Genomic DNA, 26,858 nt, shown 5'->3' with positions numbered 1-26,858 from the left:
AAGCAGGCATCACAGTAACTCTGCCCAAACCGCTAACGTCCGGCGCTAAGGCAGACGGACGCTTCGGTAAACAGGACTTTGCCTATTTGCCAGAGGAGGACGCCTATCGCTGCCCGGCCGGGGAGCGGCTGTCATATCGCTATACGAATGAAGAAGACGGCAAGGTGCTGCGGCGCTACTGGACGACGGCCTGTCAAAGCTGTTCGCTCAAGACCCAATGCACGCCTGGGTCAGAACGGCGGCTTACGCGATGGGAGCATGAGCATCTGCTCGAGGCTGTGCAGCATCGCCTTGATGCGAACCCGCACGCCATGCGTCAGCGTCGCGAAACAGTCGAACATCCGTTCGGCACCATGAAAGCCCGCATGGGAGCGACACACTTCCTGACCAAAACGCTTCCGAAAGTGGCGGCCGAAATGGCGCTCTCCGTCCTGGCCTACAATCTGACACGGGTCATGAACATCGTCGGGGTCAAGCCGCTGATGGCTGCGATCGCGGCCTGACACCAAGCGATCATGACTTCCGCTCGACTGCCTAGCGACCGGCGTTTTTACACGACCAAGACCCACAGCCGACCAGATTTCGAACGGCTCTCAGCCGTCACAAGGACGGTCCGGGCCGAAACTTTCTTACCACTGGTGCGATGCGGCGGGCTCGCTTAAACGGGTCAAAGACCAAATCATCATTGCCGAGGTCGAAGGTGTCGGACATCAAGCGAGCCGCTGAACTCGAAGCTATCCGCCGAAAGCTTATTCCATTGACGGCGTACCGTCAGCTTCTCAACGGCCCCGAGCACGTGTCGGATTGGCTGCTGGTCAATCAGTCGATGATCGACACGTTCGCTGATGCCACCCACGATCACCAGTTTATTCACACCGACCGTCAACGAGCCGAGAGCGAAACGCCCTTTGGAGGAACAATTGCACATGGATTTCTCACGCTATCGCTCCTATCGGCGCTCGCTTTCGATGCGATGCCGGGCGTCGAGGGGATACGAATGGGTGTCAACTACGGGTTCGAGCGGGTTCGTTTCCTCAGCCCGGTTAAGTCTGGAGCCCGGGTGCGAGGTAAATTCCGTCTGATTGGATTGACCGAGCGCGCGGTCTCTATCCAGTCAGCATGGGACACGGTGGTAGAGGTTGAAGGTGTGATCAGGCCGGCTATCGCAGCGCACTGGATCACCTTGGCGTTGATTGATCCAGACGAGCGGCCAGTGCAGTCCCTTTGAAAGGTTCGGTTATGGCCCGATGGCGAAGTGTGGTTTTGGCCCAGGCCAGGTATGGTCAGCTGATCGGGGCACACCGGAAGTGACGCGGCGCCGTTCAAACCGGCGCTTCTGACCCATGGCGGACTCGAGGGTCGTACTCCCGCTCGCCAGAGCCTTTGGAGAGAGTCGAATTGAAGACGGCAGCCCGCAGCGCCCCGTTGTCCCTGATCAAGCACGTGACCCTGTTTGGTCTCAACTTCGCTGAGTTCGCGGTGCTCGCGCGTGACCAAAGGCAATATGGACTAGCGGCGCCCTGATCGCTTAAGTTCTGCGACCTTAAACCTGTTGCCAGCGGCCAGGCTGCTGCACAACCAGTGGGCCTTGTTGCGGCCTTCGCCCAAGAACGTCTTTGTTTCGACGCAACCCAAGTAAGATGTGTGGGTGATGGTGTCACGGCAGGTTGGTGAGAAGGGTCCGTAGTCTATTTGGCCGCCCGACTCGCTACATCCGATCCAGGGCTCCTTGCCTTTCGGAAAACTCGATGCACAGCCACCGTTGCAACTGCTGGCGACTTTCTCCAGGCTGGCAATCCTCCCCATAACAGAACCTGGCGCATATGCAGGCGCGCGCGCGGTTGACGGTCGAGTTGTTGATGCAGTCCGACGCGGCGCCGTTGTGTTTGTTCCCCGCTCCGAGACGTGCGGCTTCGCCACCTGTTTCGGCGCATCGACTGTGACGGGAGGAAGCGTCGCGGCGGAGCCGGTTGGGATCTGCGACGCCGCCGGGGCGCACAGCAAGACAGTCGACAAGACAGCGACGGTTGAAGGCACGACAAGGCTCGATGACAATCTCATGACCATGTCCTTCCAGGTCCGGGCGGGAAATGCCGCACCGGTAAGTGCACCCTAGCAGACATACTGGACTGCGCAACCTTTGGTTGGAGCATACAACCTGTCGATAACTGTGGCGTTGGTCACCTGGCCCTTCGCTGACATTCGGGTTGATCCGGATCTGAAGTCCGATAATGGCCCGTGACTCGCCTTCGGCGATCGTCGTCCCTAAGTCGCTCTTGGCCCTTCAGCGACATTGGTCGATTGCTGCTTCTCCACCGGTGTTGAGGCGTAAGCGGATATCAGGCGGCGGCCAGCCGCTTAATGAGTACACGGCTTAGCCGAACTTGTCCTTCCACGCCGGCAGCGCACCGGGGAACGGCAGCGCGGTCGCGCTGTACACGCCGCTTGCGATCGCGCGTGCGACCACGTTGGCGGCGACCATGCCGAGCTCGGTGAGCTCCACCAGCGGCTCTATCGGCTTCTCGCAGGTGGCCGCGGCAAACAGCACGTCGCCGTCGAGCGGGGCATGCACCGGATAGATCGCGCGGGCAAATCCGGTCTGGGCGATCATCGCGAGCCGCTTGGCCTGCGCCTTGTTCAGGATTGCGTCGGTGACGACGAGGCCGATCGTGGTGTTCTCGCGCTCACGCGCGGCCGGCCCGCCCTTGATGCGCATCGCCAGCATGTCGGGCGTGAACGCAGGCGGCAGGCCCTGTCCGCCGAACTCGCCGTTTTCCTCGAACGGCGCGGCCCAGAACCAGGGACCGTTGCCGACGGTGACGCTGCCGACCGCGTTCACCACCATGATCGCGGCGACCTTGACGCCGTTCGTCGTGACGGTCGACGCCGAGCCGATCCCGCCCTTGAAGGTGGCGGTGGTCGCACCCAGGCCCGCACCGACGCTGCCGAGCGCGAAGTCGGTGCCGGCGGTGGCGGCGGCGGCATAGCCGAGATCGCGATAGGGCGAGAAGCGGCCCCAGGCCTTGTTGCCGCCGTTGAGCAGGTCGAACACGATCGCGCCCGGAACGAGGGGGACCACGGCGTCCCGGACCCTGAAGCCGCGGCCCTGTTCGGCGAGCCAGGCCTGCACGCCGCCGCCGGCATCGAGGCCGAAGGCGGAGCCGCCGGAAAGCGCGATCGCATCGATCCGCTCGACGGTATTGGCGACGTCGAGCGTCGAGGCCTCGCGCGTACCTGGGCCGCCGCCGCGGACGTCGATCGCCGCGACGGCCGGCTGGTCGAAAATGATGGCGGTCGTGCCGGAGGCCACTTCCGTATTCTCGGCATGGCCGACCCGGACGCCGGCGATATCGGTGAGAAGGTTTTTCAAGACGGCCTCGTCGTTGAGAGCATTTCGCGATCTGCGATAGCGCAGCGATGCCGCAGGCTCAACCGGCGAGCGCGGTCCTGAGCATCTTGGCGAGCTCGGACTTGCGGTAGGGCTTGGCCAGCAGCAGCACGCCGGAATCGAGCCGGCCATGATGGACGATGGCATTTTCGGTGTAGCCCGAGGTGAACAACGTCTTCAGGTCCGGGCGGCGCCGGGCCGCTTCGTCGGCGAGCTGGCGTCCGTTCATGTTGCCGGGCATGATGATGTCGGTGAAGAGCAGGTCGATGGTCTCGTCGCTGTCGATGATATTGAGGGCCTCGGTGCCGTTGGCGGCCTCGAGCGCGGTATAGCCGAGGCTCTTGACCTGCGTCACGACATACTGCCGCACCAGCGCATCGTCCTCGACGATCAGGACCTTCTCGTCGCCGCCGGCGATCGGCGCGTTCTGGAACGCCTCGAATTCGGCATCCTGCACCCCGCTCGAGCGCGGCAGGTAGATCTTCACGCTCGTGCCGTGGCCTTCCTCGCTGTAGATCTTGATGTGGCCGCCCGACTGCTTGACGAAGCCGAACACCATGCTCAAGCCGAGGCCGGTGCCCTTGCCGACCTCCTTGGTGGTGAAGAAGGGATCGAACACCCGGTCGATCAGCTCCGCCGGGATCCCGCTGCCGGTGTCGCTGACCGCAATCATCACATAATTGCCGGCAGCGACGTCGGGGTTCATGCTGGCATAGCCGTCGTCGAGGAAGATGTTGCGGGTCTCCAGCACCAGGGTGCCGCCATCGGGCATGGCGTCGCGCGCATTCAGCGCGAGATTGAGGATCGCGGTGGACAGCTGGCCCGGATCGACCAGCGTCGGCCAGGCATCCTCGGTGAGCTGCGGCATGATGGTTATCTGCTCGCCGAGCGTCGGATGCAGCAGCTTGGCGGCTTCGAGCGCCAGCGCATTGACGTCGATCTCGCGTGGCTGGAGCGGCTGCTTGCGGGCGAAGGCGAGCAGATGCCTGGTCAGCTGCGCGCCGCGCTCGGCGGCATCGTCGATCAGCTTGGTGATGGCGGCAAGCTCGGGCCGGTCGGCGACCGCGTCGCCGAGAATGCCGATCGTGCCCGTGATGACGGTCAGCACGTTGTTGAAGTCGTGGGCGACGCCGCCGGTCAATTGCCCGATCGAGTCCATCTTCTGGATCTGTCTGAGCTGGGCTTCGGCGGCCTGCTTGTCGGTGAGGTCGCGGCCGATGAAGTAATGGCGCTTCACCGGCTCGGACCAGGTGCCCATCCAGTTCAGCGTGACCTCGTGACCGTCGTAATGGTAGTAGCGCGCCTCGAAGCTGCGCTTGACCGCACCACGACGGGCTGCGCGCATCTCATTCCGCGTCTTATCGAGATCGTCGGGATGGATGAACTCGGTCGCGCTGTGACCGACCATGTCCTCGGGGTCGTAGCCGAGAATATTCTTCACGCTCGGGCTGACCTGGACGAAATTGCCATAGCCGTCGGTGACCAGGATCAGGTCCTGCGACGTCTCGAAGATGCGCTGGCGTTCTTCGGTCTCCCGGCGCAACTTCTCTCTCGCCTGCTTCTCTTCGGTAATGTCGTGGGCGATCTTGGAGGCGCCGATGATCTCGCCCTCATCGGTCCGCAGCGGTGTAACGTTGAGGACGACGTCGAGCGGGCTTCCGTCTTTTCGGATCCGGATCGTCTCGTGCTGGGCGATCGACTCATTGCCGGCGATCCGGTTGAGGATGCTCCTGACCTCGCCCTTGAGATCCGGCGGCACGATGATGTCGATCGGCTTGCCGATGGCCTCGGCAGCGGAATAGCCGAAAAGATGTTCGGCGGCCTTGTTCCAGCCGGTGATGATGCCATCGAGCGATTTCGTGATGATGGCATCGTTGGACGACTCGACGACCGCGCCGTATAGCGCAAGCCGCTTGCCGTAATAGTCGCGTTCCGAGGCCGATTGCTGCCGCAGCCTGCCGACGAGGCCCACCGTATGTGCCTGGAGGCGGACATTCTCGATGAGAAGCACTGCGAGCACGAAGGTCGCCGCAGCGAGGCCGTAGAGCCGTCCGGCATAGAAGCCGAGATCGAAGCGTGCGACGTTGACGATCGCCGACAGCGCGATGTCGAACAGCCAGGCGCACATGACCACCATGAGCCAGACGTCGATCACTGTATGCGGCCTGCGGAACCAGAGCGAGACCAGTGCGGCAAAGCTCAGCGACCACACGAAGGACACGACGCCGATCATGGTTGGCGTGTACCGGCCGTCGCGCAACAGGACCGGCAGCAGATCGTGCTGCGCGGTCACGATCCAGGTGAAGACCGCCACCGCGGCGATGACGCCGAGCAGGCTGGCGTAAATCGCCCGGCTTGCCGCGCCGCGGATCCGGGGGCCACCGTCCTTTTCTTTCAGCCAGGCATAGCCCATCACGCACAGCGGAAAGACGGCGTGCCAGATCATGTAGAGCCAGACCGTGGTCTGCCGGCCCGCGCCGAAGAGCCCGGCGGGTGCGAACAGTCCGGGGAAGGTGAGGGCATGAACCAGCGCCGCCGCGGCGGTGAAGAGATAGCCCGTCGCGAGCCACAGCAGCGCGCGGGTCCGCAAGACCGCAAACTGCGACAGCAGCAGCACCGCCGTGACGATGTCGCTTACGGCGAGCGCCGATTGATAACTCGCGACGAAGGCCGGCACCGGCAGGAGCGGGGTACCCGCGAAGGGCACGGCCGCTGCGAACAGGAGCGAGGACATGCCGACGATCGTCGACGCTGCGGTGCGGTCGGCCGAAGTGGCCGGCAGGGTCGAGAGAAATGTGCTCCGGTCGACCGTCGCAGGCACATCCACCTCTCGCGGGTCGGTCTTGAGCTGGTCGGGTCTGAGCATCTCCGCAGGTCTCATTCGGCCGGCAGTCCGTTCATGGTAGCGGTTCTGGGCGCGGATCGTGAACAGGACCGGCCACGACTCAACCGAAGGTTACAGCTTTCTTAATCTCGGTGGGAACACGGAATAGGGCTTGGGTAAGGTGCGCTTTACCGGGGCGATGCCACAATGCCGCTCCGCCACGGCGGGTTCCAGGTTCGAACCTGGCGATTCTGATCTCGATATCGGGAGTTGTTCCCCCATGCCCCGCGTTCTCATCATCGACGACCAGAAGGACGTCCGTGCGATGGTCGCGATCGTGCTTCGGGTCAATCATTTCGAGGTCGCGGAGGCCGAAAGCGGCGCGGCGGGACTGAAGGCCTTCGCAGAAAGCCCCTTTGACGCGGCGATCGTCGACATCTTTCTCGGCGACACCAGCGGCGCCGACGTCATCGCGACCCTGCGCGAGCGCGCACCGGCGCTGCCCATCATTGCGATATCCGGCATGACGACGCTCGACTTCGTGGACCAATCGCCTCACCTCGCCAACGTGGTCTGCCTGCAAAAGCCGTTTCGGCCGAACGACCTGCTGCAGGCCTTGCGGAACGCCCAGGCCGCGGCCGGCGGCAAGCTGGCCGCAGCCGTCTGATCCTGCCGCAAGAAGAAACGCCCCGGGCCAGGCCGGGGCGCGATGATGCTTGGATGGCGGCCCAAAGGCCCGGCAAGCGCGCTCAGGTGCCGTTGCCGCTGATCTCGGCGTAGCCGCCCTTGGCGTCCCACTTGTAGACGACGTAGTCGATCTGCTTGATGTCGCCCTTGGCGTCATATTCGACCGGGCCGATCACGGTGTCCCACTTGCCGGCCTTCATCGCCGCCATGACCTTCTTGGCGTCGGTGGTGCCGGCCTTCTTGGCCGCCTGCGACCACACCTGCATCGCCGCGTAGGTGTAGAGGGTGTAGCCCTCGGGGTCGATGTTCTTGGCCTTGAATGCCTCGACGATCTTCTTGGCGGTCGGCTTGTTGCGCGGGTCGGGGCCGAAGGTGAACAGCGTGCCTTCGCCGGCGGGGCCGGTGATGGAGGCGTACTCCTTGTCGGCGAGCGCGTCGCCGGCCATCAGCACGGTCTTGAGGCCCTGGTCCCGCATCTGGCGCAGGATCAGGCCGCTTTCCTGATGATAGCCGCCGACATAGACGAGGTCGATGTTGTCGCGCTTCAGGCGGGAGACGATCGCGTTGAAATCCTTGTCGCCCTTGTTGTACGACTCGTACATCTTCTCGGTGACGCCGGCCTTGTTGAGCGCCTTCTTGGTCTCGTCGGCAAGACCTTTGCCGTAGGTGGTCTTGTCGTTGAGAATCGCGATGTTCTTGCCCTTGTAGTTCTTGGCGATGTACTGCGCGGCGATCAGGCCCTGCTGATCGTCACGGCCGCAGACGCGAGCCACGTTCCAGAGCTTGCGCTCGGTGAACAGCGGGTTGGTCGAGGCCGGCGTGATCTGGAGCACGTTGCCGTCGGCATAGGCTTCCGAAGCCGGGATCGACGACGACGAGCAATAGTGCCCGGCCACGAACGGGATTTTCGCGCCAGCGATCTTCTCGGCGATCGAGCGCGCCTGTTTCGGATCGCAGGCGTCGTCTTCGACGGAGAGCGCGAGCTTCTTGCCGTTGACGCCGCCGGCGGCATTGATATCGGCCACGGCCATCTCGGCGCCGTTCTTCATCTGGCGGCCGAAGGCGGACTCGCCGCCGGTCATCGGGCCTGCGACTGCGACGGTGACATCCTGCGCGAATGCCGCGCCCGACAGCGCGAGCGATGCGCCGAATGCCAGACCGATGAGCTTCAGTGATTTCATGAGATACCTCGCGGGTGGTCGCCTGTGGAAGTTGCCGGGAATGCCCGGTTCAAACCGGCGCCATTCTTGAATGAATTCGAGGAGAAGTCACCGGCAAAATACGGGCATTTGCGGAGATATCTCGCCACATTCGGCCGCACTTGTCGGTCTTGGCTCCGTCAGCCGTGGCGGCCGCCTTCCAGATAGGCGGCGCGAATCTCCGGGCGCTGCAGCAATTCGGTGCCGGTCCCGGCCAAAGTGATCAGGCCATTGACCATGACGTAACCGCGATGGGCGAGCTTGAGGGCATGGTTGGCGTTCTGCTCGACGATCAGGACGGTCAGACCGTCCTGCCGGTTCAGGGTCCGGATCGCATCGAAGATCTGGCGTGCGATCAGCGGTGCGAGGCCGAGCGAAGGCTCGTCGAGCAGGAGCAGGCGGGGGCGGCTCATCAGCGCGCGGCCGATGGCCAGCATCTGCTGCTCGCCGCCGGACAGGGTTCCACCGCGCTGGGCATAGCGTTCCTTCAGCCGCGGAAACAGCGCGAACACGCGTTGCAGCGTCGCCTCGCTCTCGGCGTCGGTGCATTCGGTCGAGTCCGCCCCCATCTGAAGATTTTCCGCAACGCTCATGCGCGGGAAGATGCGGCGGCCTTCCGGCGATTGCGCGATGCGCAAATGCGCGATCTCGTGGGTGGGAACATCGGTGATGTCGCGGCCTTCATAGAGGATCTGGCCGGCGCGGGCGCGCGGCTTGCCGAAGATCGTCATCATCAGTGTCGACTTGCCGGCGCCGTTGGCGCCGATCAGCGCGACGATCTCGCCGGCATTGATCTCGATGTCGACGCCCTTCAGCGCCTCGATCTTGCCGTAGGCGGCGCGAAGACCGCGGATCGCTAGCAGGGGAGTGGGCGCCGATGTCACGTCCCGTTCTCCATCACGGCCACGGCCTCGTCCTCGTCGGCGCCGAGATAGGCGGCGATCACCTTCGGATCGTCGCGGACCTCGCGCGGCGTGCCCTCCGCGATCTTCACGCCATGGTCCATGACCACGATGTGGTCGGAGATCTCCATCACCACCGACATGTCGTGCTCGATCAGCAGGATCGAGGTGCCGAGTTCGTCCCGGATCGAGAGCAGGAGCTCACTCAAGGCCGCGCTCTCGCGCGCATTGAGGCCGGCCGCGGGTTCGTCCAGGCACAACAGGGCGGGCTCGGTGCACATTGCGCGGGCGATTTCCAGCCGGCGCTGGTCGCCATAGGCGAAATTGCCGGCGGCGTCGTCGGCGCGGTCGAGCAAATTGACCCGCTTCAGCCAGTCGGTGGCCAGATCGATCGCACGCTTTTCGGCGTCACGGTAGGTGGGAACGCCGAGGAGACCGAGAAGGGTGTAGCCGGAGGCGCGCATCAGCGCGTTGTGCTGCGCCACCATCAGGTTCTCCAGCGCGGTCATGCCGGGAAACAGGCGGATGTTCTGGAAGGTGCGCGCGACCTTGGCCTGCTTGGCGATGCGGAAGTCGTTCAGCCGCTCCAGCGCCATCACCCTGCCGTCGTCGTGGGTGAGGCGAATGGTGCCGCCGCTCGGCTTGTAGAACCCGGTGATGCAGTTGAAGACCGTGGTCTTGCCGGCGCCGTTCGGCCCGATCAGCGCGGTGATCTTCTTCCGCTCCGCCGAAAATGACAGGTCCTGCACGGCAACGATGCCGCCGAAGCGCATGACGAGCCGGTCGACGCTCAGAATCTGGTCGGCGCTCATCCGTGCCCTTCCTTGACGAGGTCGGACGAGATCGCCTCCGCCTTGGCCAGATACACGGTGGGTGCGCGATGGCCGATCAGGCCGCGCGGCCGCCAGATCATGATCAGCACCATCGACATGCCGAACACCAGCATGCGGTAGGTCTCGAGGCCGCGGAACAGCTCGAAGCCGCCGATCATGGCGAGCGCGGCAAGCGCCACGCCGAGCTGCGAGCCCATGCCACCGAGAACGACGATGGCGAGCACCAGTGCCGATTCCTGGAAGGTGAAGGATTCCGGGCTGATGAAGCCCTGGCGGGTGGCGAAGAACGCGCCGGCGAAGCCGCCGAACATGGCGCCGGTCGCGAACGCCGTGAGCTTGGTGGTCGTGGTGTTGATGCCGAGCGCACGGCAGGCGACCTCGTCCTCGCGCAAGGCCTCCCATGCCCGCCCGATCGGCAGGCGCCGCAGCCGGATCGTCACCCAGTTGGTGAGGAGCGCCAGCGCCAGGATCAGGTAGAATAGGAAGACGATGCGGTGGGTCGGCGAATACTCGATGCCGAGCCTGGCGGCGAGCCCTTCGTCGCTGTTGTCGAGCGGGATGCCGAAGAAGGAGGGGCGCGGAATGCCGGAGACGCCGTTCGGACCGCCGGTCAGCTCCTGCCAGTTGATGATGACGAGGCGGATGATCTCGCCGAAGGCGAGTGTCACGATGGCGAGATAGTCGCCGCGCAGGCGGAGCACGGGGAAGCCGAGCAGCACGCCCCAGAACGCGGCGAGGATGCCGGCGAGCGGGAGGCAGATCCAGAACGACCAGCCGAAATTGGTGGCGAGCAGTCCGTAGGAATAGGCGCCGACCGCATAAAACGCGACGTAGCCGAGATCGAGCAGGCCGGCGAGTCCGACCACGACGTTCAACCCCCAGCCCAGCATCACATAGGTGAGCACGAGGATCGCGAGGTCGAGGATGTAACGCTGGTCATAGAAGATGACGGGCACCAGCACCGTAAAGATCAGAAGTGCCGGCGCGAGGTAGCGGCCGATGAAGGACATGCCGCTCTGCACCGCCGGCGGCACCAGCTTCTCGGCGCTGGTCGGGCCGATCCATTGCCGCAGCAGCTCGATCACGATCGAGCCGCCGAACACCGCCCCGACGAGGGAGGCGAGTTCGCCGAAGCGCGTCCAGTAGGTGAGCTGGCCGTCGGGGCCCGCCTCGGTGCGGATACCGACCATCAACGAGAACAGCACCAGCGCGATCAGCGCGTTGATGAAAGCCGTCTTCAGGAGGGAGGTGATGCCTGTTGCGGGTTTTGCCGTCATGGTCGAGGGAGCTGCCACGCGTGACCGTCAGACTTTTTCGACTTCGGGACGACCGAGCAGGCCGGTCGGCATGAAGATCAGCACGACGATCAGGATCGAGAACGCCGCGACGTCCTTGTATTCGACCGAGAAATAGGCCGACCAGAACGTCTCGATCAGGCCGATCGCAAGCCCTCCGAGCATGGCGCCGGGCAACGAGCCGATGCCGCCGAGCACGGCAGCGGTGAACGCCTTGATGCCGGCGACGAAGCCCATGAAGAAATCGACCAGGCCGTAATAGAGCAGGTACATCAGGCCCGCGACGGCGGCGAGCGCGGCCCCGATCACGAAGGTCATGGAGATTGTGCGGTCGACGTTCACGCCGAGCAGGGCCGCCATGGTCTGGTCCTGCTCACAGGCGCGCATGTCGCGCCCGAGCCGGGTGCGGGAGACCAGCCAGGTGAAGATCGCCAGCAGCACGATGGTCGTGACGACCACCATGATCTGGATGTTGGAGAGCTGGATCACGAAACCGTCCGCGCTCTCATGCAGCGTGTAGCCGCCGGTGATGAAGGGCGGGATCGGCTTGACGCGGGCGCCTTGCGCCACCTGCGAATAGTTGGTGAGCACGAAGGACATGCCGATCGCCGACAGCATCGGGGCGAGACGGAAGGAATGGCGCAGCGGCCGGTAGGCGATGCGCTCGATGGTCCAGCCATAGAGCGCCGTGATCGCCATCGAGACCAGTAGCACGACGAGCAGGATCACGGGGATGGCGGTCAGCCCGAGCGAGATCAGGATCACGAAGGTGATGAGCGCGATGAAGCCGCCGATCATGAAGACGTCGCCATGGGCGAAGTTGATCATGCCGACGATGCCATAGACCATCGTGTAGCCGATCGCGATCAGGCCGTAGATCGAGCCCAGGACGAGACCGTTGATGAGCTGCTGGGCGAAATAATCCATGGGCTGCCGTTACCAAACCTGACGCCGCTCAAAGGGAGCTATTCGAGAGAGAGTCTTGAGTTTCTTCTCGGGCCCCGGCAGCCCTTGAGCCTTCTTCAGGTTTTGTAACAGGAGGGAACTGGCGGCTGCAACTGGCGAAGCCGCGGCAGACGGGCTTGTACAATGGTCATTTCGTTACGACTGTCGTCTACTCCGGTTCCGCAACTGCGAGGAACCGGGTTCCCTCAGGCAACCAAAGCGGATGCCGGCCGTTATCTCAGCTCTGACGTCCAACAAGGGAGTTTCCCGAAATGACGAAACAGCAGAACCAGAATCCGGGCCAGCAGAGTCAGAACCCCGGCCAGCAGCGCCCCGGTCAACAGCCTGGGCAGCAGCAGGGCGGCGGCCAGAAACCCGGACAGCAGCAGCAGAACGATCCGATGCGCGAAGGCGATCGTCCAGGCCAGCAACAGGGCGGCCAGCGCGGTCAGGAATAGCGAGTTTGGGAGCCCAGGAGTGAGGAGGCCCTGCCGAGAGGCGGGGCCTTTTTTATTTAGTGATCGTTTGCCTGCGTCATTCCGGGATGGTGCGCCAGCACCAGACCCGGAATCTCGAGATTCCGGGTTCGGCTCCGCGAGCCGCCCCGGAATGATGGGTGCGAGGGCAGTTAAGGTAAACAAAGGGTTTAAATTGCCGCCACGGTCTGATGCGAGTTAGCTCGGCGAAGCCGCGGCCTTTTCGTCGAAGGCCGGCAAACAGGCGGGAAGCGGCATGTTCGGGAATTGGCGGATCGGTTCGGTCAACGGCGCGCTGCTGGCGGCCTATTTCATTCCGGCCTGGGCGATGGTTGCCTTCAACATCATTGTCGCCCCGGTGCACGGCCTCTACGAGCGCCCGAGCGTTGCGGTCGCGCTGTTCCTGAGCGACCATCTCCAGATGGCGGGGATGGACACGGTGCGCGCCGCCTGGCTGCTTGCGCTGGGCCGGCTGACGGTCGTGGCGTTCTTTGCATTCTTCCTCGTGCTGCTGTGCATTCCCCGAATCCGCAAGAACGGCGGCAGCGACGAGGCGCTCGGCATCGCGCTGGCGATCGGCAGCCTGATCTCGTTTGCCAGCATGGTGATGGCCTCGAAGGTCGGCGAGATGGCTGCGCTCCGGCTGCATGCCACCGAGCTCCTGCTCTTGCTCGGTGCCGCGATCGTTGTGGTGATCGAGAAGCCGGCGCCAGCGCCGAAGACGTCGGAGATCGCCGCGCCGCCAAGCCTTAAGCCGCCAAGCCTTAAGCCGCCAAGCCTTGAGCCGCCAAGCCTTGAGCCACTAGGCCTTGAGCAGGCCGAGCTCCTGCACAATCGCTGAGGCTTCCTTGACGGCGTGGTTCACCGCCGGCACGCCGCAATAGATTGCCTGCTGAAGAAGGATTTCCTTGATGTCGTCAGGCGTGAAGCCACCCTCGGCGAGCGCGGCGCGCACATGCAGGCGAAACTCGTCCCATTGCCCGAGCGCCACCATGGTGCCGATCACCAGCACGCGCCGCGTGCGCTCGTCGAAATGCGGCCGCGTCCAGATCTCGCCCCAGGCGTAGCGCGTGATCATGTCCTGGAAGTCGGTGTTGAAGGCGTTGCGGTTCGCGATCGACTTGTAGACCCAGGCATTGCCCAGCACCTTGCGGCGCACATTCATGCCGGCATCGCGGCGCTTCTGGTCGTCCATGGTGTCTCTCCGGATCAGTCATTCCGGGGCGATGCGAAGCATCGAACCCGGAATCTCGAGATTCCGGGTTCGCCTCTTCGAGGCGCCCCGGAATGACGGTGATAACAACTAGCGCTGCGTCAAAAATCCCACCACCGCATCCGTGAACGCATGCGGCTGCTCGACGTTGGAAATGTGCGCGGCGTCGATGATGGTCATGCTCGCGCCGGGAATGTTCGAGCGGATCAACTCGGCCGCCGAGATCGGCGTCGCCATGTCGTGGCGGCCGGCGATCACCAGCGTCGGGCTCTTGATCCTGGGCAGCAGCGCGCGTTGGTCGAGTGTCGACAGCGCCTCGCAGCAGGCGAGATAGCCCTCGACAGGGGAGGCGAGCAGCATCGCCTTCATCTTCGCCGTGATCTCAGGCTCGCGCTCGCGGAAATCTTGCGTCAGCCAGCCCGCGATCACGGCGTCGGCGACCGCCGCGATGCCGCCCTCCTTCACCGTCTTGATGCGGTTGTGCCAGTTTGTTGGATCGGGATAGTAGCAGGACGTGTTGGCAAGGATGAGCTTGCCCATGCGCTCCGGCGCGTTGGCGCCCAGCCATTGCCCGACCATGCCGCCCATCGATAGGCCGCACCAATGCACCTTCTCGATGTTGAGATCGTCGAGGATCGCCAGTACGTCGCGGCCGAAGCGCTCCATCGTGTAGGGGCCGGGCGGGAAGTTGGACTTGCCATGGCCGCGGCGGTCGTAGCGGATGACGCGGAACACCTGCGTCAGCGCCTTCATCTGCGGCTCCCACATCTGGAGCGTGCAGCCCAGCGAGTTGGACAGCATCAGGGTGGGCCCGCCGTCGCGGCCCTCGACGGAGACGTTGAGCAGGCAACCGTCGGCATCGATCATGGGCATGCGGCGTCTCCGTCGTATTTGCGGTTCTTATTCGCGGTCGAGGCTGTCGAGCAGCCGGTCGATCAGGGCTTGGGAGGCCCCTTGATAGGCCATCGGCTCGAACAATGCCGCAATTTTTTCCGGAGAAAGGTGCGCGTTGACCTGCGAATCGGCCGACAGCACCTCGCGCAGATGCTTCCTCTCCGCGACCGCGCGCTTGCTCGCGGCCTCGATCAGATGATGCGCATCGCTCTTGCCGATCTTTTCGGCCAGCGCGAAGGTGACCGCTTCGGCCATGATCAGCCCCTGCGTCGCATCGAGATTGCTGCGCATGCGCGCCGCATCGACCTCGAGGCCTTCGGCGATGTCGACGACGGCCGCAAGCGCGCCTGATGTGACCAGCATCAGTTGCGGCAGCGTCGGCCATTCCGCGTGCCAGGGGCCGGCGCTGCGCTCGTGGTCCTGCACCTGCGCGGCGAAAATCGTGGCGGCGAGCTGCGGGGCCATGGTGGCGGCGCCCAGCGCGCTCGCAGCGGCGACCGGGTTGCGCTTGTGCGGCATGGTCGAGGAGCCGCCGCGGCCTTCGCCGGCGGGCTCGAACGCTTCGGCGACGTCGGTCTGCATCAGCAGCGAGACGTCGCGCGCGATCTTGCCGCAGCTGCCGGCGAGAATTGCGAGGCAGGATGCAGCCTCGGCGATGCGGTCGCGATGGGTGTGCCAGGGCGCCTCCGGCAGCGGCAGACCGAGCTCCTGCGCCAGCCGTTCGGCCACCGCGAGCCCCTTGTCGCCGAGTGCGGCGAGCGTGCCGGCGGCACCGCCGAATTGCAGCGCCAGGCCCTCGCGGGAGAGCCGCCGCAGGCGGCAGCGGGCGCGGGCAAGGCTCGCGGCATATTCAGCCGCCTTCAGCCCGAACGGCATCGGCAGCGCGTGCTGGAGCCAGGTCCGCGCCACCATCGCGGTGTTGCGATGGCTGCGCGCCAGCGCGGCAAAGCCCTTGATGGCGCGGCTGAGGTCGACATCCAATGCATCGATGCCGGCACGAAGCGTCAGCATCGTCGCGGTGTCGATGACGTCCTGGCTGGTCGCGCCCCAGTGCACGTAGCGCGCGGCCTCCGCGTCGGTCTGGCCGACATGGGCGGTCAGCATCTTGACCAGGGGAATTGCGAGATTGCCCGATCGCGTCGCGGCCTCGGCTAGTGCGGCCATGTCGAAGGAATCGGCCTTGCATGCGGCCTCGATCGAGCCGATGGCGGATGCCGGAATCACAGCCGTGGCGGCCTCGGCGCGTGCCAAGGCTGCCTCGAAATCGAGCATGTTCTGCAGGGCAGACCGGTCGTCGCAGACCGCGCGCATGGCGGCGCTCGACAGCATCGGCGCGAGCAGGGGGGAGAGGGATGTGCTCATCTTGCGCGCGACCTAACCATCATGGCCCGGCTGTGCCAATCCCCAACCGGCCCCACACGTTTTTTTGCAGTTGCGAATATGCATTGCACGTGACCCGGCCCCGCCCTTTCCTTTGCCGCGCCGCTGCGTTACTTGATCAGCACTATAGTTGTCCGATCCGGGAGGCACCTCATGGCCATGACGATGAACGGCGAAGTCGAGCTTGCGGCGCCGCGCGAGGCCGTGTGGGCCAAGCTCAACGACCCCGAGGTGCTGAAGGCCTGCATCCCCGGCTGCGAGGAGCTGGAGAAGACCGACGATGGCGGCTTCCGCGCAACGGCTAAAATGAAGGTCGGCCCGGTGTCGGCGCGCTTCAAGGGCAAGGTCACGCTGTCCGATCTCGACCCGCCGAATGGCTACAAGATCTCCGGTGAGGGCGAGGGCGGGGTGGCCGGATTCGCCAAGGGCGGCGCGGTGGTCAAGCTCGCGGAGAAGGACGGCGGCACGCTGCTGTCGTACGACGTCGAGGCGCAGATCGGCGGCAAGTTGGCGCAGCTCGGCCAGCGCCTCATCAACGGCGCCGCCAAGAAACTGGCCGACGAATTTTTCGCGAACTTCGCCAAGGCGGTACAAGGCTGACACCTATCGCTTTCGGCATGGCGCCTTGCATTCCGGGCGATGTTGCCCCCGGGCATATTGGCCCATATGATGGGTTGGAATAATTATAAGAACCGCTTCGACGGGACCCGTCGGGGCGCTGATAGAGAGTGCTTATGGCAAAAATCTCCCTCATCGTGAACGGCAATCCTGTCACGGCCAATGTCGATCCCCGCACGCTTCTGGTGCAGTTTCTGCGCGAGAATCTGAAGCTGACGGGCACCCATGTCGGCTGCGACACCTCGCAGTGCGGCGCCTGCGTCGTGCATCTCGACGGCAAGGCCGTGAAGTCCTGCACCACGCTTGCGGTGATGGCCGACGGCCACGAGGTCAAGACGATCGAGGGGCTGGCCGCCGACGGCGCGCCGCTGCATCCGATGCAGGAGGCCTTTCGCGAACACCATGGCCTGCAGTGCGGCTTCTGCACGCCGGGCATGATCATGACCGCGATCGACATCGTGCATCGCAAGGGCCACGAACTCGACGACCACACGATTCGCGAGGAGCTCGAAGGCAATCTCTGCCGCTGCACGGGCTATCAGAACATCGTCGCTTCGATCTCCGCCGGCGCGAAGGCGATGGCGAAATCCGACCTCGCGTAACGCGCATCCCGCGATCAGGACATCCAGATGTACGAATTCAAATATCATCGCCCTGGGACGGTTCGCCAGGCGGCCAACCTCCTGGTGAAGAACGAAGACGCCAAGGTGATCGCCGGCGGCCACACGCTGATTCCCGTCATGAAGCAGCGCCTCGCAAGCCCTCCGCATCTGGTCGATCTCTCCCATATCGAGGGGCTCGACGCGATCGAGATGAAGGGCCGCGCGCTTGTGATCGGCGCCACCGCCAGGCACGCCGAGGTCGCCACCTCCGCAATCGTCGGTGAGGCGATCCCGGCGCTGGCGGATCTCGCCAGCGGAATCGGCGATCCGGCCGTGCGTCACAAGGGCACGATCGGCGGCTCGCTCGCCAACAACGATCCGACCGCCGACTACCCGGCCGCGGTGCTGGCGCTGGGCGCCACCATCGTCACCAACAAGCGCCGCCTGAAGGCCGAAGAGTTCTTCCAGGGCCTGTTCACCACGGCGCTCGAAGCCGACGAGATCATCACCAAGGTGATGTTTCCGCTGCCGAAAAAGGCAGCCTACATCAAGTTCCGCAACCAGGCCTCTCGCTATGCGCTGGTCGGCGTGTTCGTGGCGCGGCGTCCTTCGGACGTGCGCGTTGCCGTCACCGGCGCCGGCTCCGAAGGCGTATTCCGCGTCACCGCATTCGAGGAGGCCCTGAAGAAGCGCTTCGCCTCGAAGGCGCTGGAAGGCATCGCGGTGCCGGCGGAAGGTCTCAACAGCGATATCCACGGCAGCGCCGAATACCGCGCGCACCTCACCGGGGTGCTGACGCGGCGTGCCGTCGATGCCGCCAACGCCAAGGCGTGAGGTGACCTCACGCATCGGCCCCGAACATGTCCCGATGAGGGCGTAGTAAGACTGGCTTTCTCATGACTTCAACGCCCAATTCGTCCGGTGCTTTGCCGGCATCGGTCGATGCGATGCTCGAACTTCTGACGTCGCGGGGCTACCTCGCCGAGCGGTCGCTTGCGACGGTGACCTACCTCTCCTTGCGCATGGGCCGGCCGCTGTTCCTGGAGGGCGAGGCCGGCGTCGGCAAGACCGAGATCGCCAAGGTGCTCTCGGCGGCGCTGGGGCGGAAGCTGATCCGCCTCCAGTGCTATGAAGGCCTCGACGTTTCCTCCGCGGTCTACGAGTGGAATAGCGCCGCGCAGATGATCGCGATCCGGATGGCGGAAGCCGCCGGCGACACCGATCGCGACCAGCTCTCGAGCGATATCTTCGCCGACCGCTACATGATCAAGCGGCCGCTGCTTCAGGCACTGGAGCCCGACGTCGCCGGTCCGCCGGTGCTGCTGATCGACGAGCTCGACCGCGCCGACGAGGCGTTCGAGGCCTACCTGCTCGAGATCCTCAGCGACTTCCAGGTGACCATTCCCGAATTCGGCACCGTGAAGGCGCCGCATCCGCCGATCGTCATCATCACCTCCAACCGCACCCGCGAGATCCACGACGCGCTGAAGCGGCGCTGCCTCTATCACTGGGTGGATTATCCTGCCGCTGAGCGTGAGCTTGCGATCGTCAAGACGCGCGTGCCCGGCATCTCCGCCAAGCTCTCGCAGCAGGTGGTGCGCTTCGTGCAGGCGCTGCGCAACCAGGATTTCTACAAGTCGCCGGGTGTCGCCGAGACCATCGACTGGGCGACCGCCTTGTCCGAGCTCGATGCCCGGTCGCTGACCCCGCAAGTGGTCGGCGACACGCTCGGCGCGCTGCTCAAATATCAGGACGACATCACCCGGATGCAGGGCGATGCGTTGCAGAAGGTGCTGAAGGAAGCGACGAGCGAGAATTGACGCGCGTGCGTCATAACTAACCCGTCATTCCGGGGCGCGCGTCAGCGCGAGCCCGGAATCCATAACCACGATCGGGAGTATGGATTCTCAGGTGCGCAATTGCGCACCGTAGCTCGCGCCAAGAGGCGCGCCCCGGAATGACGACCGAGAGTGTGGACCCATGGCCATCAACCACCTTGCCCCGGAGCAAACCGAGCAGTTCGCCGACAACATCGTCGGCTTTGCCCGTGCGCTGCGTGCCGCCGGCATTCCCGTCGGGCCGGGTGCGATGATCGATGCCATGAATGCGCTGGAGGTGATTGACATCGGCAACCGCGCCGACGTCTTCACGACGCTGGAGGCGATCTTCGTCAAGCGCCACGAGCATGCGCTGATCTTCAAGCAGGCCTTCAACCTGTTCTTCCGCGCCTCGGAGGAATGGAAGCACATGCTGGATTCGGTGCCGCTGCCGGTGCAGGCCAAGAAGAAGCCGCAGGCGGGTGCGCGCCGCGTGCAGGAGGCGATGTCGCAGCCGCGGATGACCGAGACGCCGCAGCACCAGGAGCAGGATCTGCGCCTGTCCGTCTCCGACAAGGAGATCCTTCAGAAGAAGGATTTCGCGCAGATGAGCGCGGCCGAGATCACCGAGGCGCTCCGCGCCATCGAGCGGATGCACCTGCCGCAGGCCGAGCTTCTGACGCGCCGTCGCCAGCCCGACGCCCGGGGCCTGCGGCTCGACCTGCGCCGCACGCTCCGCGCATCGCTCCGCACCGGCGGCGACATCATCGACATCCATCGCCTCGGGCGGATCCAGAAGCCGGCGCCGATCGTCGCGCTGCTCGATATCTCGGGCTCGATGAGCGAGTATACCCGCCTGTTCCTGCACTTCCTCCACGCCATCACCGACGCGCGCAAGCGCGTCTCGGTGTTCCTGTTCGGCACCCGTCTGACCAACGTCAGCCGCGCGCTGCGCCAGCGCGACCCCGACGAGGCGCTGGCGAGCTGCTCGGCCTCGGTCGAGGACTGGGCCGGCGGCACCCGGATCTCGGCCTCGCTGCACAACTTCAACAAATTGTGGGCGCGGCGCGTGCTGAGCCAGGGCGCCATCGTGCTGCTGATCTCCGACGGGCTGGAACGGGAGGCCGATTCCAAGCTGGCTTTCGAGATGGACCGGCTGCACCGGTCCTGCCGGCGGCTGATCTGGCTCAACCCGCTGTTGCGGTTCGGCGGTTTCGAGGCCAAGGCGCAGGGCATCAAAATGATGCTTCCCCACGTTGACGAATTCCGCCCGGTACATAATTTGAGTTCGATCCAGGAGCTGATCACGACGCTCTCCCAGCCGCTGCCGCCGCATCACCGCAGCCTGATCCGCTCCGCAGCTTGAGAGGCACCCATGCTCGATCGCGACGAGGATATCCTGAAGGCGGCGGAGGACTGGCAGAAGGCCGGTCGTGGCGTCGCGCTCGCCACCGTTGTGGAGACCTGGGGTTCGGCGCCGCGCCCGGCGGGCTCGAGCCTCGTCATCAACGATGAGGGCACCTTCCTCGGCTCGGTCTCCGGCGGCTGCGTCGAGGGCGCCGTGGTGACCGAGGCCATGGACGTGATCCAGAGCGGCAAACCGAGAATGCTGGAGTTCGGCGTGGCCGACGAGACCGCCTGGAATGTCGGCCTGTCCTGCGGCGGCACCATCCGCGTCTTCGTCGAGAAGGTCGGTTAATCGTGAAGCTCGAGATCCTGCACGAACTCAATGCCGAGCGCGCCGGGCGCCGGCCGGTGATCCTGGTGACCGACACCGAGAGCGGCGAGCAGCGGCTGGTGAAGGCGAAGGATTTTGCCAGGGATCCGCTGCGCACCGAGCTGGAGAAGCAGCTTCGCATGGGCAGGAGCGCCAGTGTCGAGGCCGGTGGCAAGAAGCTGTTTCTCAACGTCTACGCGCCGACGGCAAAGCTCGTCATCGTCGGCGCGGTCCATATCAGCCAGGCCCTGGCGCCGCTGGCGCGCTCGCTCGGCTACGACGTGACCGTGGTCGATCCTCGCACGGCCTTCGCAAGCCCCGAGCGCTTCCCGGACATTCCGCTGATCGCCGAATGGCCCGACACGGCGCTGCCGCCGCTCAACGTCGATGCCTATACGGCGTTCGTCGCTGTGACGCACGATCCGAAGATCGACGATCCCGCGCTGCTGCACGCCTTCGAGCGCAACTGCTTCTACATCGGCGCGCTCGGCTCGCGGAAGACGCATGCCAAGCGCGGCGACCGCTTGCGGGCGCAGGGCGCGAAGGAGAGCGACATCGCGCGCATCCACGCGCCCATTGGCCTTCCGATCGGCGCGGTCTCTCCATCCGAGATCGCGGTTGCGATCATGGCCGAGATCACGGCCGCGCTTCGGCTGCCTCCGAAGGAAAAAGAAGAAGCGGCATGAAATTCGGACCGGCGAGCCCGAGGGATGCGATTGGCGGGGTGACCGTCCACACCCTGCGCCAGGGGCCGCTGGTGCTGAAGAAAGGCACGACGATCGGCGCCGCCGAGGTCGAGGCGCTGGAGCGTGCCGGCATCAAGGACATCGTCGTGGTGCGGATGGAGGCGGGTGACGTCTCCGAGGACGTCGCAGCTGCCAGCATCGCACTCGCCGTCGGCGGCGAGGGCATTCATGTCGAGCGCGCCTTCACCGGGCGCGCCAATCTGTTCGCCGCGCGCCCGGGCGTGCTGGTGATCGACCGCGCTGCGGTCGACCGCATCAACAATGTCGACGAGGCCATCACCTTTGCGACGCTCACCGCCTACAAGCCGGTGGTCGAGGGCGAGATGGTCGGTACCGTCAAGATCATCCCGTTCGGCGTCGAGGGCGCGTTGCGCGATGCGGCGGTGAAGGCGGCCGGCAAGGACGTGCTGAAGGTCGCGCCTTACGTGATCAAGCGCGTCGGCGTGGTCTCGACGCTGCTGCCGGGCCTGTCCTCCAAGGTGATCGACAAGACCCTGCGCGTCACCGCCGAGCGGCTGGCGCCGGCCGGCGCCGGCATCATTGCCGAGCGGCGTGTCCCGCATGAGGAGCAGGCGCTATCGGCCGCGATCAAGGAAGTGCTGGGCCTCGGTGCCGAGCTCGTCATCGTGTTCGGCGCCTCTGCGATCGCCGATCGCCGCGACGTGATCCCCGCGGCCGTTACCGGTATCGGCGGCGAGATCGAGCATTTCGGCATGCCGGTCGATCCCGGCAATCTGCTGCTGATCGCCCGCGCCGGCGGCGTCCCGGTGCTGGGCGCGCCGGGTTGTGCGCGCTCGCCGGTCGAGAACGGTTTTGACTGGGTCTTGATGCGGCTCCTCGCCGGCATCAAGGTGACGCGGTCCGAGCTGATGGGCATGGGCGTCGGCGGTCTCCTGATGGAGATCGTGACGCGGCCGCAGCCGCGCACACAGCCGGAGACGGAGGGCAACAGCCAGGTCGCGGCCATCGTGCTCGCGGCGGGCCGTTCGACCCGCATGGGCGGCCCGAACAAGCTGCTCGCCGAGCTCGACGGCAAGAAGCTGGTGCGCCTTGCGACCGAGCAGGCGCTGGCCTCGAAGGCATCAGAGGTGATCGTCGTCACGGGGCATCAGGCCGAGCTGGTCGAGCAGGCCCTGCAGGGCCTGAACGTGAAATTCGTCCGCAATCCGGATTTCGCCGGCGGCATCGCCAGCTCGGTCAAGGCGGGCATCGCGGCCGTGCCGGAGACCTGCAGCGGCGCCGTGGTGTGCCTCGGCGACATGCCGCTGATCGATGCCGGTCTGATCGACCGCCTGATCGACGGCTTTGCCCCCGACCGCGGCAATCTCATCGTCGTTCCCGTCAGCGAAGGCCGCCGCGGCAATCCCGTGCTGTGGTCGCGCCGCTTCTTCAAGGAGCTGATGACGCTCGACGGCGACGTCGGCGCGCGGCATCTGATTGCCAAGCACACTGAGGCGGTCGCCGAAGTGCCCGTCGACGGCGAGAGCGCCTTCCTCGACATCGACACGCCGCAGGCGCTGGAAGCGGCAAGGCGGGGATGAAGGTGCGTAAGGCGGATTAGCCGAAGGCGTAATCCGCCGCTGTGTTTCTCCGCGGAAACAAAAGAGGCGGATTACGCTTCGCTGATCCGCCCTACGGGACTACGGCATCCTCCAAGCCTGGCGAATTCAACCACCCGTTCACCATCTGGAAACGACCGCGGCTTAGAGTCAGCCGCACCTGCCTTGGGGGGAGGGGATTTTCCATGGTTTCGAACGTCGTCGCGCGCCGTTGCGCGATGTTTTGCTTTGTCTTGTCAGTTGCCATCACGGGTGCCCGCTACATCACGGAAGCCCATGCCGCCGGCGCCTTTGCAGTCGGCAAATGCGGCGCTTATGGCCAGGCCTATGACTATGGCCACGAGCACGAGGCTCGCGCCGCGGCGCAGAAGCAGTGCAAGGGCGATTGCACCACCGTGACGATGAAGCGCGCCTGTGCCGCGATGTCGGTCGATATGACAAATCCCTGCGGCGCCTATGGCTATGCCGTCAAGCCGAAGATATCGGCCTCGCTCAATGCCGCCACGCGCGAATGCTACAAGTACGGCGGCAAGGAATGCGTGATCCGCGCCTGGGCCTGCGACGCCAAGGGTTGATTCCATCCATCTCTCTTGCTGTCATTCCGGGGCGATGCGTAGCATCGAACCCGGAATCCATTCGTCCACTTGCTCGGTAGCGCGATGGATTCTCAGGTGCGCAATTGCGCACCGTAGCTCGCGCCAAGTGGCGCGCCCCGGAATGACAATCGAGGGAATACATGCAGTTCGACACCAAGATCGCGGTCGTGATCCGCACCGATCTTCAGACCTGGCAGAAGCTCAACGTCGCCTCCTTCCTCACCAGCGGCATCGCCGCCACTTTTCCCGAATGCATCGGCGAAGCCTACGAAGACGCCTCGGGCACGAAATATCATGCGCTGATCGGCCAGCCGATCCTGATCTATGGCGCCGACGGTCCGGCGTTGTCGCGCGCGCTGGACCGCGCGCTCACTCGGAACGTTAAGCCAGCCGTCTATACCGAGGACATGTTCAAAACCACGCACGATGCCGCCAACCGCGAGGCGGTGAGGGCGGTCGCGCGCACCGAGCTCAATCTCGTCGGCATCGCCATGCGCGCCGAGCGCAAGGTGATCGACAAGATCGTCGACGGCCTGAAGTTCCATGGTTGATGTCCGCCTGCGAAGTCCTGTCACCGCGCTGTCATGACGGCGGCACGCTGCGCAACGATTGGGCGGTTTGACCCGGATCAAGTGCCGGCCGCGTGCGGCCGCTACTCTGCCATTCGCAATGCGAAGGAGCAGAGATATGCCGACCATGAAAGCCGCTATCGTCAAGCAATTCGGCAAGCCATTGGTGATCGAGGACGTGCCGGTGCCGCAGCCCGGTCCCGGCGAGGTTCTGGTCAAGGTCAAGGCCTGTGGCGTCTGCCATACCGATCTGCACGCCGCCTCCGGCGACTGGCCGGTCAAGCCGGTGCCGCCCTTCATCCCCGGCCATGAGGTCGCTGGCATCGTCGCCGCGCTCGGGCCCGGCGTGAAGAACCTCAAGGTCGGCGACGCCGTCGGCGTCGCCTGGCTGCATGATGCCTGCATGGCTTGCGAATATTGCGAGACCGGCTGGGAAACATTGTGCAAGCACCAGCACAACACCGGCTACAGCGTGAACGGCGGCTTCGCCGAATATGTCATCGCCTCGGCCGCCTTCGCCGCGAAGCTGCCGGCGACGGTGGACTTTGCTGCCATCGCGCCGATCCTGTGCGCCGGCGTCACCACCTACAAGGGATTGAAGGAGACCGAGGCCAAGCCCGGCGAGTGGGTGGTGATCTCCGGCGTCGGCGGGCTCGGCCATGTCGCGATCCAGTACGCCAAGGCGATGGGGCTCAAGGTGGCCGCGGTCGACATCGCCGAGGACAAGCTCGCGCTTGCACGTGAGGCCGGCGCCGATCTCGCGGTCGATGCGCTCGCAGCCGGCGCTGTTGACAAGGTGCTGGCCGCGACCGGGGGCGGAGCCCACGGCGTGCTGGTGACGGCCGTCTCGACGGCCGCGTTTGCGCAGGCGCTCAAGATGGTGCGCCGCAAGGGCACCGTCAGCCTCGTCGGCCTGCCGCCGGGTGAATTCCCGACGCCGATCTTCGACGTCGTGCTCAAGCGCATCACGGTGCGCGGCTCCATCGTCGGTACGAGGCGCGACCTCGACGAAGCCATCGCGTTTGCCGCCGACGGCAAGGTGAAGGCCGAGGTGGCCAAGGTGCCACTCGCGGAGATCAATCACGTCTTCGATCGGATGAAGGCCGGCAAGATCGAGGGCCGCATGGTGCTGGACTTCGGCTAGTACGTCGCAAGGGAAGGCTCAAGCGCTTCCAAGAGTGAGGTGCGCTCCCTCTCCCGCTTGCGGGGGAGGGCTGGGGTGGGGGCTTTCTCCGCGGTGGGATTGTGGAGAAATGCGGAGGCTATCCCTGAGTGGCAAGAACCCTCACCCGCCGCGCTCTGCGAGCGCGCCGGCCTCTCCCGCAAGCGGAAGAGGCGAAGCAAGCCCGCAGACTTGCCGCTCATCCCGGCATGCCCTCGAATTTCATCAGGCCAGCGTCAAGAGGGTCCCACTCCTGACCGCGCGCGGCGAAAGTGACCGCCTGCGGCCTGTAGCGGGCGGGCTCGTCGAGGCTTGCCGCCCGGATCGTGAAGACGGCGGGCTGTGCTGCGAAGGTCATGTAGACGGGCACGCCGCATTGCGTGCAGAAGCCGCGCGTCTTGACGTTGCCGCTGTCGGCGACCATGTCCCAATGCTTCGCATCGCCGGTCAGGGTGACGCCGGCGCGCGCGAACGTCGCGTACGAGCCGTGGCCGCTGCCGCTCTCCCGCTGGCAGTCCCGGCACTGGCAGTGATTGCTGAACAGCGGCTCGCCGGAAATCGAATAGCGGATCGCGCCGCAGGCGCAGCCGCCGGTATAGGGCTTGTCCATCGCGATATCTCCCATTCACTCTTCGCCGCTGATCTCGTCGAGCTTGCGCACAACCTTTTTCCAGCCGCCGCTCATCACCGTGTAGGCCGACTCGTTCCTCGGCAGGACGAAGCCCGCATGGACCAGGCGGATCCGCGTGCCGGCTTCGACCGGCGTGAGCGACCACGTCACGACGGTGTCGAGCGGTGCGCCATAGCCGGTGTTGCGCTCATCGCCGCCCTTCCAGGCGTAGACGAGGCGGCGGTTTGGTACGACCTCCAGAACCCGGCAATGGATCACGCCGTCCCAGTTGCCGCCCGGCGTGGTCTGGAACGTGAAGCTGTTGCCTTCGACGGCCTCGAAGCCGGTCGGCTGCATCAGCCAGCGCGCGATCAACTGCGCGCTGGTCAGTGCCCCCCAGATCGTCTCGGGCGTGTGAGGGAAGACCTCGTCGATGACGATGTCCCTTGTTTCGGCTTTTAACGCGGCAGCACTCACGGATCGATCTCCTTCAAGAGGTCACGCAGGTTCTGGAAACGCTCGCGCCAGAAGACGCCGTAATGATCCATCCAGGTCACCAGGGGTTCGAGGCCTTGCGGTGCGGCGCGGTAATAGACGTTGCGGCCCTCGGCGCGCTCGGCGACGAGACCAGCCTGCTTGAGGGACTTCAGGTGTTGCGAGATCGCGCCCTGAGTGACGCCGCTGCCGCGCGTCAGCTCGGCGACGCTGATCTCCGTGCTCTCGAACACGCGCTCGAACACGGCGCGCCGTGTCGGGTCGGCGAGGGCGCGCATCACGGTGGTGACGGGGTTTGGGGCAGCTTCGGTCATGCCGATCAATTAGCATC

29 protein-coding genes are annotated in these 26,858 nt (G+C 65.0%); 16 read left to right on the top strand and 13 right to left on the bottom strand.

All coding sequences use genetic code 11. The features are described from left to right. Together H1B27_RS24010 and H1B27_RS24005 are read left to right on the top strand one after the other, a co-directional pair. The coding region (locus tag H1B27_RS24010; protein WP_197967726.1) for a transposase at positions 1 to 503 on the top strand (503 nt) is incomplete at its 5' end. A gap of 197 nt (positions 504 to 700) precedes the next feature. Beyond that, positions 701 to 1,228: a MaoC family dehydratase gene (locus H1B27_RS24005; RefSeq protein ID WP_311976975.1), complete on the top strand. Its 528-nt coding sequence runs from the start codon at positions 701 to 703 to the stop codon at positions 1,226 to 1,228. Between the two features lie 1,146 nt (positions 1,229 to 2,374). Here H1B27_RS24005 and H1B27_RS24000 read toward each other — a convergent pair. Then, positions 2,375 to 3,370 carry a P1 family peptidase gene (locus H1B27_RS24000; protein ID WP_197967724.1) on the bottom strand — a complete coding sequence of 332 codons (996 nt, stop codon included), beginning with the start codon at positions 3,368 to 3,370 and terminating at the stop codon, positions 2,375 to 2,377. A gap of 58 nt (positions 3,371 to 3,428) precedes the next feature. Continuing rightward, on the bottom strand, positions 3,429 to 6,254 hold the full coding sequence (locus H1B27_RS23995) for a PAS domain S-box protein (protein ID WP_246515638.1): 2,826 nt from the start codon (positions 6,252 to 6,254) through the stop codon (positions 3,429 to 3,431). A gap of 238 nt (positions 6,255 to 6,492) precedes the next feature. Here H1B27_RS23995 and H1B27_RS23990 point away from each other — a divergent pair, with 238 nt between their 5' ends. Continuing rightward, the gene (locus H1B27_RS23990; RefSeq protein WP_197967722.1) at positions 6,493 to 6,879 is read left to right on the top strand and encodes a response regulator; all 387 of its coding nucleotides are present in this window, start codon (positions 6,493 to 6,495) and stop codon (positions 6,877 to 6,879) included. An 82-nt stretch (positions 6,880 to 6,961) separates the two neighbouring features. On the opposite strand, the gene H1B27_RS23985 is transcribed toward H1B27_RS23990, so the two are convergent. The 5 genes from H1B27_RS23985 to H1B27_RS23965 form a co-directional block, all read right to left on the bottom strand. Continuing rightward, positions 6,962 to 8,080 (bottom strand): branched-chain amino acid ABC transporter substrate-binding protein, encoded by a 1,119-nt coding sequence (locus H1B27_RS23985; protein ID WP_061882924.1) that lies wholly within the window; start codon positions 8,078 to 8,080, stop codon positions 6,962 to 6,964. Between the two features lie 158 nt (positions 8,081 to 8,238). Further along, positions 8,239 to 8,982: an ABC transporter ATP-binding protein gene (locus tag H1B27_RS23980; protein WP_061882923.1), complete on the bottom strand. Its 744-nt coding sequence runs from the start codon at positions 8,980 to 8,982 to the stop codon at positions 8,239 to 8,241. After that, positions 8,979 to 9,812 carry an ABC transporter ATP-binding protein gene (locus H1B27_RS23975; protein WP_061882922.1) on the bottom strand — a complete coding sequence of 278 codons (834 nt, stop codon included), beginning with the start codon at positions 9,810 to 9,812 and terminating at the stop codon, positions 8,979 to 8,981. The genes H1B27_RS23980 and H1B27_RS23975 overlap by 4 nt, the downstream gene beginning before the upstream one ends. After that, on the bottom strand, positions 9,809 to 11,110 hold the full coding sequence (livM, locus tag H1B27_RS23970) for a high-affinity branched-chain amino acid ABC transporter permease LivM (RefSeq protein ID WP_197967721.1): 1,302 nt from the start codon (positions 11,108 to 11,110) through the stop codon (positions 9,809 to 9,811). Before livM ends, H1B27_RS23975 begins: the two co-directional genes overlap by 4 nt. A 27-nt stretch (positions 11,111 to 11,137) precedes the next feature. Then, entirely contained in the window at positions 11,138 to 12,055 is a 918-nt protein-coding gene (locus H1B27_RS23965; RefSeq protein ID WP_028179275.1) for an ABC transporter permease subunit, read from the bottom strand. A gap of 290 nt (positions 12,056 to 12,345) precedes the next feature. On the opposite strand from H1B27_RS23965, the gene H1B27_RS23960 reads away from it, so the two are divergent. Further along, entirely contained in the window at positions 12,346 to 12,531 is a 186-nt protein-coding gene (locus H1B27_RS23960) for a hypothetical protein (RefSeq protein ID WP_197967720.1), read from the top strand. A gap of 274 nt (positions 12,532 to 12,805) precedes the next feature. After that, complete coding sequence (locus H1B27_RS23955) at positions 12,806 to 13,390, top strand: hypothetical protein (protein WP_246515636.1); 585 nt, start codon at positions 12,806 to 12,808, stop codon at positions 13,388 to 13,390. On the opposite strand, the gene H1B27_RS23950 is transcribed toward H1B27_RS23955, so the two are convergent. The 3 genes from H1B27_RS23950 to H1B27_RS23940 all read right to left on the bottom strand — a co-directional run bounded on the left by H1B27_RS23950 (position 13,352) and on the right by H1B27_RS23940 (position 16,018). Further along, entirely contained in the window at positions 13,352 to 13,744 is a 393-nt protein-coding gene (locus tag H1B27_RS23950) for a carboxymuconolactone decarboxylase family protein (RefSeq protein WP_197967719.1), read from the bottom strand. The two genes, H1B27_RS23955 and H1B27_RS23950, sit on opposite strands and share 39 nt — an antisense overlap. Positions 13,745 to 13,852: 108 nt before the next feature. Continuing rightward, on the bottom strand, positions 13,853 to 14,635 hold the full coding sequence (gene pcaD, locus H1B27_RS23945) for a 3-oxoadipate enol-lactonase (RefSeq protein WP_197967718.1): 783 nt from the start codon (positions 14,633 to 14,635) through the stop codon (positions 13,853 to 13,855). A gap of 27 nt (positions 14,636 to 14,662) precedes the next feature. Further along, on the bottom strand, positions 14,663 to 16,018 hold the full coding sequence (locus tag H1B27_RS23940; RefSeq protein ID WP_197967717.1) for a 3-carboxy-cis,cis-muconate cycloisomerase: 1,356 nt from the start codon (positions 16,016 to 16,018) through the stop codon (positions 14,663 to 14,665). A 171-nt stretch (positions 16,019 to 16,189) separates the two neighbouring features. On the opposite strand from H1B27_RS23940, the gene H1B27_RS23935 reads away from it, so the two are divergent. The 11 genes from H1B27_RS23935 (at position 16,190) to adhP (ending at position 25,404) form a co-directional block, all read left to right on the top strand. Then, on the top strand, positions 16,190 to 16,636 hold the full coding sequence (locus H1B27_RS23935) for an SRPBCC family protein (RefSeq protein ID WP_131871258.1): 447 nt from the start codon (positions 16,190 to 16,192) through the stop codon (positions 16,634 to 16,636). Positions 16,637 to 16,770: 134 nt separating this feature from the next. Further along, positions 16,771 to 17,256, top strand: coding sequence for a (2Fe-2S)-binding protein (locus tag H1B27_RS23930; RefSeq protein ID WP_028137319.1), 486 nt, complete (start codon positions 16,771 to 16,773; stop codon positions 17,254 to 17,256). A 27-nt stretch (positions 17,257 to 17,283) separates the two neighbouring features. Continuing rightward, positions 17,284 to 18,090 (top strand): FAD binding domain-containing protein, encoded by an 807-nt coding sequence (locus tag H1B27_RS23925; protein ID WP_197967716.1) that lies wholly within the window; start codon positions 17,284 to 17,286, stop codon positions 18,088 to 18,090. Between the two features lie 62 nt (positions 18,091 to 18,152). Further along, a complete protein-coding gene (locus tag H1B27_RS23920) occupies positions 18,153 to 19,076 on the top strand; it encodes an AAA family ATPase (protein ID WP_061882914.1) in 924 nt (307 codons plus the stop codon). A gap of 160 nt (positions 19,077 to 19,236) precedes the next feature. Beyond that, positions 19,237 to 20,439 (top strand): vWA domain-containing protein, encoded by a 1,203-nt coding sequence (locus H1B27_RS23915; protein ID WP_197967715.1) that lies wholly within the window; start codon positions 19,237 to 19,239, stop codon positions 20,437 to 20,439. 9 nt (positions 20,440 to 20,448) lie between these two features. Beyond that, positions 20,449 to 20,772, top strand: a complete 324-nt coding sequence (locus H1B27_RS23910; RefSeq protein ID WP_007602422.1) for an XdhC family protein — start codon at positions 20,449 to 20,451, stop codon at positions 20,770 to 20,772. A 2-nt stretch (positions 20,773 to 20,774) separates the two neighbouring features. Beyond that, complete coding sequence (locus H1B27_RS23905; protein ID WP_197967714.1) at positions 20,775 to 21,476, top strand: XdhC family protein; 702 nt, start codon at positions 20,775 to 20,777, stop codon at positions 21,474 to 21,476. Next, positions 21,473 to 23,077 (top strand): NTP transferase domain-containing protein, encoded by a 1,605-nt coding sequence (locus H1B27_RS23900; RefSeq protein WP_197967713.1) that lies wholly within the window; start codon positions 21,473 to 21,475, stop codon positions 23,075 to 23,077. The genes H1B27_RS23905 and H1B27_RS23900 overlap by 4 nt, the downstream gene beginning before the upstream one ends. Positions 23,078 to 23,280: 203 nt before the next feature. Then, a complete protein-coding gene (locus H1B27_RS23895) occupies positions 23,281 to 23,670 on the top strand; it encodes a DUF4189 domain-containing protein (RefSeq protein WP_061882910.1) in 390 nt (129 codons plus the stop codon). Between the two features lie 161 nt (positions 23,671 to 23,831). Next, the gene (locus tag H1B27_RS23890; protein WP_197967712.1) at positions 23,832 to 24,242 is read left to right on the top strand and encodes a DUF2000 family protein; all 411 of its coding nucleotides are present in this window, start codon (positions 23,832 to 23,834) and stop codon (positions 24,240 to 24,242) included. Positions 24,243 to 24,378: 136 nt separating this feature from the next. Beyond that, on the top strand, positions 24,379 to 25,404 hold the full coding sequence (gene adhP / locus H1B27_RS23885; RefSeq protein WP_197967711.1) for an alcohol dehydrogenase AdhP: 1,026 nt from the start codon (positions 24,379 to 24,381) through the stop codon (positions 25,402 to 25,404). A gap of 217 nt (positions 25,405 to 25,621) precedes the next feature. Here the strand turns inward: adhP and H1B27_RS23880 are convergent, their stop codons facing one another. Genes H1B27_RS23880 through H1B27_RS23870 form a run of 3 tightly spaced genes read right to left on the bottom strand, consistent with a single transcriptional unit; the run spans position 25,622 to position 26,841 of the window. Continuing rightward, positions 25,622 to 26,032, bottom strand: coding sequence for a GFA family protein (locus H1B27_RS23880; RefSeq protein WP_197967710.1), 411 nt, complete (start codon positions 26,030 to 26,032; stop codon positions 25,622 to 25,624). Between the two features lie 15 nt (positions 26,033 to 26,047). Further along, complete coding sequence (locus H1B27_RS23875; RefSeq protein ID WP_197967709.1) at positions 26,048 to 26,509, bottom strand: SRPBCC family protein; 462 nt, start codon at positions 26,507 to 26,509, stop codon at positions 26,048 to 26,050. Beyond that, entirely contained in the window at positions 26,506 to 26,841 is a 336-nt protein-coding gene (locus tag H1B27_RS23870) for an ArsR/SmtB family transcription factor (protein WP_197967708.1), read from the bottom strand. The genes H1B27_RS23875 and H1B27_RS23870 overlap by 4 nt, the downstream gene beginning before the upstream one ends. Positions 26,842 to 26,858: the final 17 nt, after the last annotated feature.

The sequence above is a fragment of the Bradyrhizobium diversitatis genome (assembly GCF_016031635.1).
Taxonomy (GTDB): domain Bacteria; phylum Pseudomonadota; class Alphaproteobacteria; order Rhizobiales; family Xanthobacteraceae; genus Bradyrhizobium; species Bradyrhizobium diversitatis.
This window is presented reverse-complemented; position numbering and strand designations above follow the sequence as displayed.